This window comes from Arthrobacter sp. PvP023 (assembly GCF_017832975.1).
GTDB lineage: Bacteria > Actinomycetota > Actinomycetes > Actinomycetales > Micrococcaceae > Arthrobacter.
On the sequence record NZ_JAFIBI010000001.1, the window covers coordinates 2066659 to 2078705 of the forward strand.

The following is a 12047-nucleotide window of genomic DNA, read 5'->3' on the forward strand; positions in this document are numbered from 1 at the left end:
TTCCAAACTACCGTCTCTGCAGCCGGCGGGCCGGGATGTCACGAAACGATGCCGAGTTCCTTGGCGTCCTGCGCTTCCATCCGGGGGTCGGTGCCGAGCAGCCGCCGAAGGGACGCCAGGCGTGCCGCGCCGGACGGGCCGGCGTGTCCTTCGGCCACCCAGGCGTCCACGCCGCAGTTGACGGCGGAGGCATCGTGCTTGCAGCCGCGTTCACAGGCATCCGTGCCGGGTTCGAGATCGGGGAACGAACGCAGGATGCGGTCCGGATCCACGTGGGCAAGGCCGAAAGACCGGATGCCGGGCGTGTCAATGATCCAGCTACCGGCGGGCGCGTCACTGATCCGCAGGGCAAGCGCGGACGACGACGTGTGCCGTCCCCTCCCGGTGACGGCGTTGACGCCTCCCGTGGCCCGCTCAGCACCCGTCAGGGCATTGACCATGGTGGACTTCCCTACACCGGAATGGCCGAGCATCACGGTGACCTTGCCGTCGAGGTGGGCCCGCAGCTGCGAGACGGCGTCACTGTCCAGGCGGGCCGAGAGCCCGTCATCCGAGCGTGCATCGATTCCGGAGGCCGCGGCGTCCGCAGTTCGGCTGATGATCACCGGAAAATCCAAGTGCCGGTAGTTGGACAGGAGCTCCGTGGGATCCTTGACGTCCGCTTTGGTGACCAGCAGCAACGGCTCAATCCCGGCATCGTACGCCGCCACCAGGGCCCGGTCAATGAAGCCGGTGCGCGGTTCCGGATTGGCGGCGGCAACCACCACCACAAGCTGGTCCGCATTCGCGACCACTGCCCGCTCGATGGGGTCCGTGTCATCGGCGCTGCGCCGCAGCAGCGTGCGGCGGTCCTGGATCTTCACGAGCCGCGCAAGGGTGTCCGGGGCCCCCGAAACATCTCCCACCAGGGAGACGAAGTCCCCGGCCACCACAGGCGAACGGCGCAGTTCACGGGCGCGCGCGGCAATCACCGTGCGCTCGTTCCCGCTGTCCTCGCCCACCACTGCCGTATAGCGCCCGCGGTCCACCGTAATGATCCTGCCGGTCACGGCGTCGTCGTGGCTGGGGCGGTCCTTGGTCCGGGGACGGGAGCCTTTCTTGTTGGGACGGATCCGGATATCGGACTCGTCCCAGGAACCGGTGCTACGCCCCACGGGCCTGTTCCGTCTGCCGGCCCGGCTGTTGTGTGAGCATGGCTTCCCACAGTTGCGGAAAGTCCGGCATCGTCTTGGACGTGGTGCCGATGTCTTCCACCTCCACGCCGGGAACGGCAAGGCCCAGGATGGCCCCTGCGGTGGCCATGCGATGGTCCGCGTAGCTGTGCACGACGCCGCCGTGGAGCTTGGCGGGCCGGATCACCAGGCCGTCGGAGGTTTCCTCGGCGTCCCCGCCGAGGCGGTTGATCTCCGTGACGAGTGCCGCGAGCCGGTCCGTCTCGTGGCCGCGGAGGTGCGCGATGCCGGTGAGCCGCGACGGACCCGTGGCCAAGGCGCACAGTGCGGCTACTGTCGGTGCAAGTTCGCTGGTGTCGGCAAAGTCCGCACCCGTGATTTCGGGCCCGCCGGTAACGGTGAGTGTGCCGTCGTCCAGCGTGACCGTGGCGCCCATTGAAGTCAGGATGCTGCGCCAAAGGTTGCCCACCTGCGTGGTGGGGGAGGGCCAGTTGGGAATACGGACCGTGCCCCGGGTCGCCAGCGCGGCGGCGAGGAACGGCCCGGCATTCGACAGGTCCTGCTCGATGCGGCGATCGAAGGCCCGGATGGGACCCGGCGCGACGACCCAGTGATTCGGGACGGAATCGTCGACGGACACCCCAACTTCCCTCAGGACGGCGACGGTCATGTTGATGTGGTCCAGGCTGGGGACCGGCTTGCCCACGTGCTCAAGGTGCAGGCCCTCGGTGAAACGCGCGCCCACCAGGAGCAGCGCCGACACGAACTGCGAGGAGGCGCTTGCATCGATCACAAGGTGGCCGCCCCGAACCTGGCCAGTGCCCGCCACTGCGAAGGGAAGTGCCGACGGACGTGCCCCGTCCGCAGCGCGGACGTCAACGCCGAGGGCGGCCAGTGCCTCGATGATGGTGCCCATAGGACGCTTGCGGGCGTGCGGGTCGCCGTCGAAGACTGTCGCCCCGTTGCGGAGCGCAGCTAGCGGCGGAACAAAGCGCATGACTGTTCCGGCGAGTCCGCAGTCGATGGCGGCGTCGGCCGCCGCGGCGTCGGAGCTGAGGGGGCTGACCTCAAGGTCGGGCCCGAACGAGCCGTCGCCGGGAACTTCCCTGATGCCTGCTCCCAGTTGCCGGAGGGCCTGGATCATGAGGGCCGAGTCGCGCGAATGAAGGGGTGCTCGCAGACGGGACGGGCCGTCGGCCAGGGCCGCAAGAACCAGATACCTGTTGGTGAGGGACTTGGATCCCGGGACGGTGACCGTGGCGTCGACCGGCGCGCCGGCGAAAGGTGCCGGCCAGTGCGGCACGTCGGCAACGGGTCCTGAGGTAGTCGACGCGGTGGGGGCGGTGCCTGTCATTCGTGCCTATGCTTTCACTGCGTGGTCCACGGCCTTGCGGACAGCCTTGTCGGCCTTCTTGAGCTTCTTGGTGGTGGTCTTCCGTGCGTCAGCGGCCAGGTGGCTGGCACCCTTGCGGGCATCGGCAGCCAGGTGCTCAGCCCGCCAGGCAAGGCTCGGCTTGCCCGCGGTGTCGACGGATGCAAGCAGCACCCCGCCGGTGAGGGTGACATTCTTCAGCAGCTGCGTGCGCCGCGCGTCCCGGCCTTCCTTGGTGGTGATGTCCGCGCTGCGCCACTCGACAAAGGCGTTCAGCGCTGAAATGACCGCCAGGACGGAGGCAGCGAGCCGTGCCGACTTGCCCAGGGCGAAGAGCACTCCGGCGCCCACCTGGGTGCCGCCGATGACGCGGGCCAGGACCTTTTCGTTCGTGGTGAAGGGAAGGGATTCCGCTGCCCGGCGCAGCAGGGGGGACAGCTGCGTCGCAGTGTCATCCGCGTTCTTGAGCTTGTCCAGGCCGGCGAGAACGAAACTGGAGGCCAGCATGGGGCGGGCGAGAATACGGACAAACGACATGAATTTCCTCCTGGGTGGACGAGCCGCGGAACTTCTGCGGGGGAACCGGTTCTAGTCTTGCACTTTTGCGGAATATTTGCCCGCCGGCCGTGGTTGTGAAAAGCAGGTCCCGGTGGGTGAGGGAAGGTACTTGTTCACGGCCTCCGGCGCTGGCGAATGCCGCACGCCTTGGCCTGCTGCCCCGGCGCCCGCGCCGTGGACGCCGACACAGCAACACAGGGCCGGTTGCAAGGACACTGAGCGGAGATGGAGCTTTGACATTGGTTAGGGACAGCGTGGAACTCCTTGCGCCACTGGAGTTTTCCGGGCGCGGGGATGAGGCCGGCGGACGACCGCCGGGAGCTTCGCGACGCGTCACAGTAGACTTGAAGGCAATGAGCACCATTGATCCGGCCGTTGCGGCCATATATGAGGCTGCCGGAAACGACGCCAAGACCATCAGCGAGCGTCCGGCGGACGCCGGGGGCAGCAAGGACGGCGGGGTACGCCCCGCCGCGGCGCTGGAAGCTGCGGAGCCGGAAGCTGAGGTGGACGTTGTCTCCGAAACCTCCGAGCAGCGCAGGCTGCGGTTCGAACGCGACGCCATGCAGTACGTCGACCAGCTGTATTCGGCTGCCATGAGGATGGCACGGAATCCTGCCGACGCTGAGGATCTGGTGCAGGAGGCTTACACAAAGGCTTTCTCCGCGTTCCATCAGTACAAGCCCGGAACCAACCTCAAGGCGTGGCTCTACCGGATCCTCACCAACACGTACATCAATCTCTACCGCAAGAGGCAGCGCGAGCCGCTGCAGTCGAATTCGGACACCATTGAAGACTGGCAGCTGGCCCGGGCGGAGTCGCACACCTCTTCAGGGCTCCGCTCCGCCGAAGCGGAGGCACTGGACCACCTTCCCGATTCCGATGTCAAACGGGCACTGCAGGCGATTCCGGAAGAGTTCCGCCTGGCGGTGTACTTCGCTGACGTGGAGGGCTTTGCCTACAAGGAAATCTCAGACATCATGAACACCCCCATCGGCACTGTGATGTCCCGGCTCCACCGCGGCCGCAAAATGCTGCGCGACATGCTCGGGGACTACGCCGCAGAGCGGGGTTTCAAAGCCGCAACCGAAACCGGCGCAGCGGCCGATAGCACAAAACAGGAGAACAGGAAATGAGCGACTGCCAGGGACTGGGCGATTGCGACGACGCCCGGATGCAACGTATTTACGAATACCTGGACGGTGCGCTGACACACAGCGACATCGCCGAGATCAAGGATCACCTGGACGGTTGCCCGGAGTGCCTTGAGGAGTACGACCTCGAATGCGTCATTCGCAAGGTGGTCAAGCGGTCCTGTACGGAAGCCGCCCCGGAAAACCTGAAGAGTGCCATCCTGGACCGGATCCACGCGATCCGCCCTGTCGAAGCGTAGCTTCCCATGACGTTGCCGGACGGCGTCGCATCCTGACACTCACGGCATTCACGACGAAGGGCCCCGGAAACCATGTGGTTTCCGGGGCCCTTCGCTTTTAAGCTCATAATCCAAACCGTAGCTTAGGTGTTGGGGCGCTTCCCGTGGTTCGCGCCGCCACGCTTACGGTCACGACGTTTACGTGCACGCTTGCTCATAGCTGGCCTCCTTAATCTTGGTACTCAAAAGAGCTGCCCTCAAGTCTCCCACATCACGCGACGGCCCGCGAACCAGGCCCGCTTAGTGACTGTCGGCGTTCAGGGAGTTACGGATGGAAATGCGGGCCTGGTCGAGGACCATCCGGATCGTTTCGAGTGTGACGCCGCTGATGGGTGCTGCGGCGGCCTGGACCCGAAGCTCAACCCGGAGGTCGTCCCTGAATGCCTGGATTAGCATTTCCGCTTCCTTCAGCGTCCGGTCGCCTTCGGGAGTATGCCGGCTTCCGCGGTCGGGGAAGGCTGCGGAACGGGCAGCCGACCTGGCGGCTTCTGCGGTGGCGGCAAGATCGGCCCGGAGCCCGCGCATGTTGGCCCGGATGTCCTCCCGGAGATTGTCGGCCAGCCGGCGTACGGAATCGGAGATGTCATTCTCGACGCCGGCGAGTTCATCCCTGCGCCGGTTGAGCTCCACCAGCCCGGCCGGGGTGATGCGGTAGTTGGTGCGGCGCCCCGCTGCCTCCGTGGCCACGAGCCCCTCTTCTTCCAGCTTGCCGAGCCGCGGATAGATGGTGCCCGCGCTGGGGGAGTAGGTCCCGCCAAAGCGCTCACTGAGCGCTTTGATGAGTTCGTAGCCGTGCTTGGGGCCGGACTCCAGAAGGGAGAGCAGATAGAGGCGAAGCGCTCCATGGGCGAAGACGGGAGGCATCTAGGCCTCCGTTTCGGCGTCCGCGGGCGACTTGCTGTGGATGATCGAGGTCTTTCCGGAGACAGAGTTGGTCCGGACGATCATGAGCTGCGCGTCAGGGCCGGCGATGGTCTGGATCTTGCCGCTGGGCTGGATGTACCTCTGGTCGTCGATGACCACGGCGCCGCTGGCGGATTTGGCCACGATGTCCACGCCGACGTCGTGCGGCAGCCGGATAGTGAGGTCGCCCGAGACGGAGTTGGCTCCGAAGTCGTGCGTGAATCCCTGGAGGTCAAAGCTCATGTCGCCGCTGACCGTGTTTGCGCGGATGTTGCTGAACCGGCCGGACGCTGTCACTTCGCCGGAGACGCTCTTGGCGGTGAGGACGCCGTCGTGGTTCCGGGCGATGACTTCGCCGCTGACGGTGTTGACATGGAGTTCGCCGGCAGTGTTGTCCGCCATGACGGATCCGGAGACGGTATTCAGCTTCGTGTGGCCGCTGATGCCCGAGACCAGGCCATCGCCGCTGACAGTGCCCGCTTCCACTTCCACTCCGGCCGGTAGTGCGATGCTGATGACCACGGAGTTGGTGCTGTTGTTGTTGACGGTGCCCATGAGGTTCTTGAACCAGCCCTGCGCGCCGTGCAGCTGGTGGCGCACCTCAAGCCTCCCGTTCGTCAGGGAGACGGCCAGCGGGTCCCCGTGGATGTCGGACACTTCGATCCGCGTGACGTCCTCGGCGTGGGTCACCACGTCGAACCGTCCACGGATGATTCCGAGCTTGAGTGACCTCACTCCGTCGACGTCGATGGTCTGCGGACCGGTGACGGTCCAGGTTTTCTCGTCCACAGTTCCTCCAAGTTGCGATATATCGTGAATATGGTTAGACGATATATCGCGTCTTGGGCAAAAGCAATAGACGAATGCGCCTACCGGTAGATCTTTCCGATGAGGGCGCGGGCAATGGTGGTGGCGGGGTCCCGGCCGTCCGGCGCCGGGGCCAGGTTGGTCCAGACAACGAGGGTGACGTTGTTCGCCGGATCGTGGCCCGCGAAACTGTTGAAACCGGGCAGTTCACCGGTGTGCCCGAACAGCTGGCCGAACTTCGCGATCCCCAGCCCATAGAGTGCGCCGCCCGGGTCGTCAGCCTTCACCGGCCGGGGGCTTTCCAGCCGCAGCTTCTGCAGCTCGGGCCCACGAGGTTTTCATGGATGTCTGGTCTTCGGGCTTCAGGGTGCCATCGGCTGCAGCCTTCTGCATGTCCCCGGGGAGGGCCGGATCATCAAGGGTCAGCACTTTGTTCCCGTACATGTACCCCTGCGGATGCGGTGCCGGAATTGCGTTGGACGCCTGTTCCGGAAACACGGATGCGGTGAGTCCGAGGGGGGGTGAACAGCCTGTCGCGGAACGAGGCGGCAATCGGTTTGCCGTCCAGGACTTCCGCGATCAGGCCGAGCAGCACCGTGTTGGTGTTGGAATAGTGGAAACCCCCGCCGGGAGCGAAGTATGGCGGATGGCGGAATGCCGCGGCGAGCAGTTCATCCGTGGTCCACACCTTGCCGGGATCGGAATCCAGGACCTTGTTGACTTCAAGGTCCTCGGTGTAGTTGTAGAGTCCGCTGCGCATAGTCAGCAACTGTTCGATCGTGATGTTTGCGGCGCCCGGCACATCCGGACAGTAGGCCACCGGGTCGTTGAGCTTGATCTTCCCTTCCTGGACCAACTGGAGAATGACGGTGGTGGTCCAGGTCTTCGTGATGGAGCCGATCCGGACATGGTCCGACGGTGTTACGGGATCGTCGCCGCCCACGCTTCGCACGCCATAGGTTCACGGGCGGCGCTTGGGTGTCAAGCACTCCGCAGCACGTGCAGTAGCTCCGGTATTACTCCGGGACGGCCATGCCGAGCCATTGGAACCAGCCGCGGTGCAGCACAAGCCACGCCATCAGCCCGTAGCCGGCCTGTCCCGGCGTTCCGCCGTTGGCGGCCAGGTCCTGGCGCCACTGTTCGTGGTTGAGCAACGGGGAGAAGGTATCCACATACAGGTGCTTGCGCCGCGTGGTGACATCCGCGAAGGCCGTATTCAGTTCCCCAAGGCGGCGGTTCTGCGAGGGGTCCAGCGACGGCGGCGGACCCACCACAAAGACCTCGATTTTGTTCTGGGAAGCGGAGTCCAGGATGTTGGCAAGGTTCAGGCGGCTGCGGGCTGTGGACAGGCCGAATTCGACGTCCCGTCCGCTCAGTCCGATCACCAGGCGGTTTTCGTGATTGTTGCCAAAACGGCGCCCGGCCTCATCCAGCCAGCGGGCGGCCAGGCCTTCGGTGCCTTCCTGCGGGCAGGGGAGGGCGTAGCACTCAAGGGTGATGCCGTCCTGCGGGGTGCGGGCCAGCACACGGCCCAGCCAGCCAAGCGCCCGGGGGTCACCCAGGCCGGCCAACAGCTCATCCCCAACAGCCGCAATCCGCAGCTTCCTGTCTTCCACGACTACCTCTTAACCTCAATGTGCAACAAATTTCAGCGTTCCATGGAAACGGGTTCCTGGCCAACTCCGGCAGCTGGCGGCGGCAGCGTCCGCTCAGCAGCGCTGCCGCTTCCATTAAGCAGCGCTGCCCGGCCGGAGTCGTGTATTTCGAGTTCCGACCGGGCAGCGTTCAAGCTACTTCCGAGCAAACGCCTGCTTGAGGAGGGTATCCTGCTCCGCAGCGTGCCGCTTCATGGAACCGGCTGCCGTGGACGCCGAAGCCGGACGGGAAACCAGCTTCACCCGGCGGTCCAGTGCCTCGGGCAGGTTCAGGCCCATGAACGGCCACGGGCCCTGGTTGGCCGGTTCGTCCTGTGCCCACACCACTTCGGCGTTGGGGTACTTGGCGAGCTCGGCAGCGATTTCAGCGGCGGGCAGCGGGTAGAGCTGCTCGACGCGGACGATCGCCGTCGTCTTGTCGCCGGTCTTCTGCCGCGTGGACAGGAGATCGTAGTACAGGCGGCCGGACACCAGCAGCACACGCTCGACGGCGTCTGCCTGCAGCTGTTCGTGCTCGCCGATGACGGGCTTGAACGCGCCGGTGGTGAAGTCCTCCACCGAAGAGGCCGCAGCCTTCAGGCGGAGCAGCTGCTTGGGCGTGAAGATGATGAGCGGCTTGCGCGGCCGGCTGTACGCCTGGCGGCGCAGCAGGTGGAAGTGCGAAGCCGACGTCGTGGGGTTGGCCACGATCATGTTCTCTTCGGCACACAGCTGCAGGAAGCGCTCGATCCGTGCGGACGAGTGGTCCGGGCCCTGGCCTTCATAGCCGTGGGGCAGCATGAGCACCAGCGAGGAACGCTGGCCCCACTTTTGCTCGGCCGAGGAGATGAACTCATCGATGATGGTCTGCGCGCCATTGACGAAGTCACCGAACTGCGCTTCCCACAGCACCAGGGCATCGGGGCGCTCCACGGAGTAGCCGTATTCGAAGCCCATCGCAGCGTATTCGGACAGCAGGGAGTCGTAGATCCACAGTTTGGCCTGGTCATCGGAGAGGTTGCCCAGGGGCAGCCATTCATTGCCGTTGGCGCGGTCGTGGAACACTGCGTGGCGTTGCACGAAGGTTCCGCGGCGGGAATCCTGGCCGGCGAGCCGGACCGGAACGCCTTCCATGATCAGCGAGCCAAAGGCTGCGATCTCGCCGAAGCCCCAGTCGATGCCGCCTTCGCGGGACATCTGTTCGCGCTTCTCCAGCAGCTGCTTGAGCTTGGCGTGGACCGTGAAGCCTTCGGGGATCTCGATGTGGGCCTTGCCGATACGCGCCAGGGTCTCCGCGGAGATCGCGGTGGACGCCGGAGCGTTGATGCCGAAATCGGACTGCTGGGCGCTGGGCCGCTCGATGTCGGACACTGCGGCGGAATCCGCCGTGATGATCGGGATCGGTGAGGTCTGGGCTGCATGGGTCTCGGCGAAGACCCGCTCCAGCCGTTCCTGGTAGTCGCGGAGCAGCTGCTCGGCTTCTTCCTCGGTGATGTCCCCGCGGCCGATCAGGGACTCGGTGTACAGCTTGCGGACCGAGCGCTTGGCTTCGATCAGGTTGTACATCAGCGGCTGGGTCATCGAGGGATCATCGCCCTCGTTGTGCCCGCGGCGCCGGTAGCAGACCATGTCGATGACAACGTCCTTGTGGAAGCGCTGGCGGAACTCGTAAGCGAGCTGGCCGATGCGGACCACGGCCTCCGGGTCGTCACCGTTCACGTGGAACACCGGAGCCTGGATCATCTTGGCGACGTCCGTGGAGTAGGTGGAGGAACGCGACGAGGACGGAGCAGTGGTGAAGCCAACCTGGTTGTTGACCACCACGTGGATGGTACCGCCGGTGCGGTAACCGCGCAGCTGGGAGAGGTTGAGCGTTTCCGCCACCACGCCCTGGCCCGCGAAGGCCGCGTCGCCGTGCACCATGATGGGCAGCACGGGGAAGGCCTCGCCCTGGTCCAGACGGTCCTGCTTGGCGCGGACAATTCCTTCAAGGACCGAGTCCACGGCCTCGAGGTGCGAGGGGTTGGCGGCCAGGTAGACCTTGGTCTCCTTGCCGCTGTCCGAGGTGAAGGTACCCTCGGTGCCGAGGTGGTACTTGACGTCACCGGAGCCCTGTACGGAGCGCGGGTCCTGGGTGCCCTCGAATTCGCGGAAGACCTGTGCGTAGGTCTTGCCGGCGATGTTGGTGAGCACGTTCAGGCGGCCGCGGTGGGCCATGCCGATGGCCACTTCGTCGAGATCGTCGTCGGCTGCATCGGAGATGATGGCGTCCAACAACGGGATCAGCGATTCGCCGCCCTCCAGCGAGAACCGCTTCTGTCCCACGAACTTGGTCTGCAGGAAGGTTTCGAAGGCTTCCGCGGCATTGAGCTTGGACACAATGCGCAGCTGCTCTTCGCGGCTCGGCTTGGAGTACTCGTGCTCCAGCTGGTCCTGGAACCACTTGCGCTCGGCCGGGTCCTGGATGTGCATGTATTCGATGCCGGTGGTGCGGCAATAAGCGTCACGGAGCACGCCGAGGATGTCGCGGAACGCAAGCATGGGCTTGCCGCCGAAGCCGCCGGTGGGCCACTCGCGGTCAAGGTCCCACAGGGTCAGGCCGTAGGTGAGGACATCGAGGTCCGGGTGCTTCCGCTGGACGTACTCCAGCGGATCCGTGTCCGCCATGAGGTGGCCGCGGACGCGGTAGGAGTGGATCAGCTGCTGGATCCGGGCGACCTTGTTGATCTGGTCGGCCGGGTCGACCTGCAGGTCGGGGCTCCAGCGCACGGGCTCGTAGGGGATGCGCAGGGCCTCGAAGATTTCGTCATAGAAGTTCTGGGCACCCAGCAGTAGCTGGTGCACGAGCTTCAGGAACTCGCCGCTGCCGGCGCCCTGGATGACGCGGTGGTCGTACGTGGACGTCAGCGTGAGGACCTTGCTGATGGCGTTCTGCGCGATGATTTTCTCGCTGGCGCCCTGGAACTCGGCCGGGTAATCCAGCGCGCCGACGCCGATGATGGCGGCTTGGCCCTTGGAGAGGCGGGGCACGGAGTGTACGGTGCCGATGCCGCCCGGGTTGGTGAGGGAAACCGTGGTGCCGGAGTGGTCATCGGCGGTCAGCTTGCCGTTGCGGGCGCGCTTGATCAGGTCCTCGTAGGTGTGCCAGAACTCGGAGAAGTTGAGGGTCTCCGCCTTCTTGATGTTCGGCACCATCAGCAGGCGGGTGCCGTCCGGTTTGGGCATGTCGATGGCGATGCCGAAGTTCACGTGTGCGGGCTGGACCGCAACGGGCTTGCCGTCCACTTCGTCGTAGTAGACGTTCATGGAGGGGAACTGGGACAGGGCGCGGATGACGGCATAGCCGATCAGGTGCGTGAAGGAAACCTTGCCGCCGCGGGCGCGGGCCAGGTTGGAGTTGATGACCACGCGGTTGTCGATCAGCAGCTTGGCCGGGATGGCGCGGACGCTGGTTGCCGTGGGAACTTCCAGGCTGGTGACCATGTTGGAAGCGATGGCCTTCGCCGGTCCGCGGAGGACGGAGACGACGTCCTCTTCCGGAGCGGTGGGGGCCTTGATGTTCTTGGGCAGCTGGGCCGGGATGGGCGGCGTGCCTGCGGATTCGGGCTTCTTTGCGCCGTCGCGGGCTACAGTTGCAGGTGCTTTCTTCGCCGGTGCTGCAGCCGGAGCTGCCTGCGGCTGGGCGGAAGCGGTCTGGGGGGAAGCCGGCTGTGCAGCTGCAGCCGCTGCGGGTTTCGCCGGTGCTGCCGGCGACGGTGCCGGTGCGGCCGGAGCGGGAGCTACAACTGGAAGTTCGCGGGTTGCGGGGTCTGCGGGAGCCGGTGCACCCGAGGTCCCGTTGGAAGACGAGCTGTCACCGGCGTCGAAGGATTCGAACAGGGGCCACCACTTGGCATCTACCGTGTTCTTGTCCTGCTGGTAACGCTCGTACAGTTCGTCAACGAGCCACTCGTTTCCGCCAAATTCCTCTGGTAGACGGTGGCTAGGCTGCTCTGGCACTTGAAATACGCCTCTTCCATGAGTTTGATTTCCCTCTGGTCGCCTTCGGTGCCTCAGCACAACAATCGAACCAGTTCTCTGCGTCCTGTGAACCCAGACCTTTGCCAGTCTAGTGACGATCCTCGGTTAACTGCCAATAAGGGTGACCCAAATCATGTAGCGGCGAAACT

12 protein-coding genes are annotated in these 12047 nt (G+C 65.2%); 2 read left to right on the forward strand and 10 right to left on the reverse strand.

What is annotated here, in order from left to right:
* Window positions 1-38 precede the first annotated feature (38 nt).
* The 3 genes from JOE31_RS09490 to JOE31_RS09500 are packed head-to-tail and all read right to left on the reverse strand — an operon-like array spanning window position 39 to window position 3081.
* Window positions 39-1154: a ribosome small subunit-dependent GTPase A gene (locus JOE31_RS09490; RefSeq protein ID WP_043482600.1), complete on the reverse strand. Its 1116-nt coding sequence runs from the start codon at window positions 1152-1154 to the stop codon at window positions 39-41.
* Window positions 1144-2526: a 3-phosphoshikimate 1-carboxyvinyltransferase gene (gene aroA, locus JOE31_RS09495; protein WP_209743610.1), complete on the reverse strand. Its 1383-nt coding sequence runs from the start codon at window positions 2524-2526 to the stop codon at window positions 1144-1146. Before aroA ends, JOE31_RS09490 begins: the two co-directional genes overlap by 11 nt.
* A 6-nt stretch (window positions 2527-2532) precedes the next feature.
* Window positions 2533-3081 carry a DoxX family protein gene (locus JOE31_RS09500; RefSeq protein ID WP_209743612.1) on the reverse strand — a complete coding sequence of 183 codons (549 nt, stop codon included), beginning with the start codon at window positions 3079-3081 and terminating at the stop codon, window positions 2533-2535.
* A gap of 374 nt (window positions 3082-3455) precedes the next feature.
* On the opposite strand from JOE31_RS09500, the gene JOE31_RS09505 reads away from it, so the two are divergent.
* Window positions 3456-4238, forward strand: coding sequence for a sigma-70 family RNA polymerase sigma factor (locus JOE31_RS09505; RefSeq protein ID WP_245199099.1), 783 nt, complete (start codon window positions 3456-3458; stop codon window positions 4236-4238).
* Window positions 4235-4495, forward strand: coding sequence for a mycothiol system anti-sigma-R factor (gene rsrA, locus JOE31_RS09510; protein ID WP_011692491.1), 261 nt, complete (start codon window positions 4235-4237; stop codon window positions 4493-4495). The genes JOE31_RS09505 and rsrA overlap by 4 nt, the downstream gene beginning before the upstream one ends.
* A 122-nt stretch (window positions 4496-4617) precedes the next feature.
* Here the strand turns inward: rsrA and JOE31_RS21920 are convergent, their stop codons facing one another.
* From JOE31_RS21920 to JOE31_RS09535, 7 genes are all read right to left on the reverse strand, one after another.
* Window positions 4618-4692 (reverse strand): 50S ribosomal protein bL37, encoded by a 75-nt coding sequence (locus tag JOE31_RS21920; protein ID WP_369299106.1) that lies wholly within the window; start codon window positions 4690-4692, stop codon window positions 4618-4620.
* Window positions 4693-4774: 82 nt separating this feature from the next.
* Window positions 4775-5398, reverse strand: a complete 624-nt coding sequence (locus JOE31_RS09515) for a PadR family transcriptional regulator (RefSeq protein WP_209743614.1) — start codon at window positions 5396-5398, stop codon at window positions 4775-4777.
* A complete protein-coding gene (locus JOE31_RS09520; protein WP_209743616.1) occupies window positions 5399-6226 on the reverse strand; it encodes a DUF4097 family beta strand repeat-containing protein in 828 nt (275 codons plus the stop codon).
* Between the two features lie 80 nt (window positions 6227-6306).
* Window positions 6307-6531, reverse strand: a complete 225-nt coding sequence (locus JOE31_RS21505) for a serine hydrolase (protein WP_307864396.1) — start codon at window positions 6529-6531, stop codon at window positions 6307-6309.
* A gap of 128 nt (window positions 6532-6659) precedes the next feature.
* Window positions 6660-7196: a serine hydrolase domain-containing protein gene (locus JOE31_RS21510; protein ID WP_307864397.1), complete on the reverse strand. Its 537-nt coding sequence runs from the start codon at window positions 7194-7196 to the stop codon at window positions 6660-6662.
* 64 nt (window positions 7197-7260) lie between these two features.
* Window positions 7261-7860: a GDSL-type esterase/lipase family protein gene (locus tag JOE31_RS09530; protein ID WP_209743618.1), complete on the reverse strand. Its 600-nt coding sequence runs from the start codon at window positions 7858-7860 to the stop codon at window positions 7261-7263.
* A gap of 174 nt (window positions 7861-8034) precedes the next feature.
* Window positions 8035-11877 (reverse strand): multifunctional oxoglutarate decarboxylase/oxoglutarate dehydrogenase thiamine pyrophosphate-binding subunit/dihydrolipoyllysine-residue succinyltransferase subunit, encoded by a 3843-nt coding sequence (locus JOE31_RS09535; RefSeq protein ID WP_209743620.1) that lies wholly within the window; start codon window positions 11875-11877, stop codon window positions 8035-8037.
* Window positions 11878-12047 lie beyond the last annotated feature (170 nt).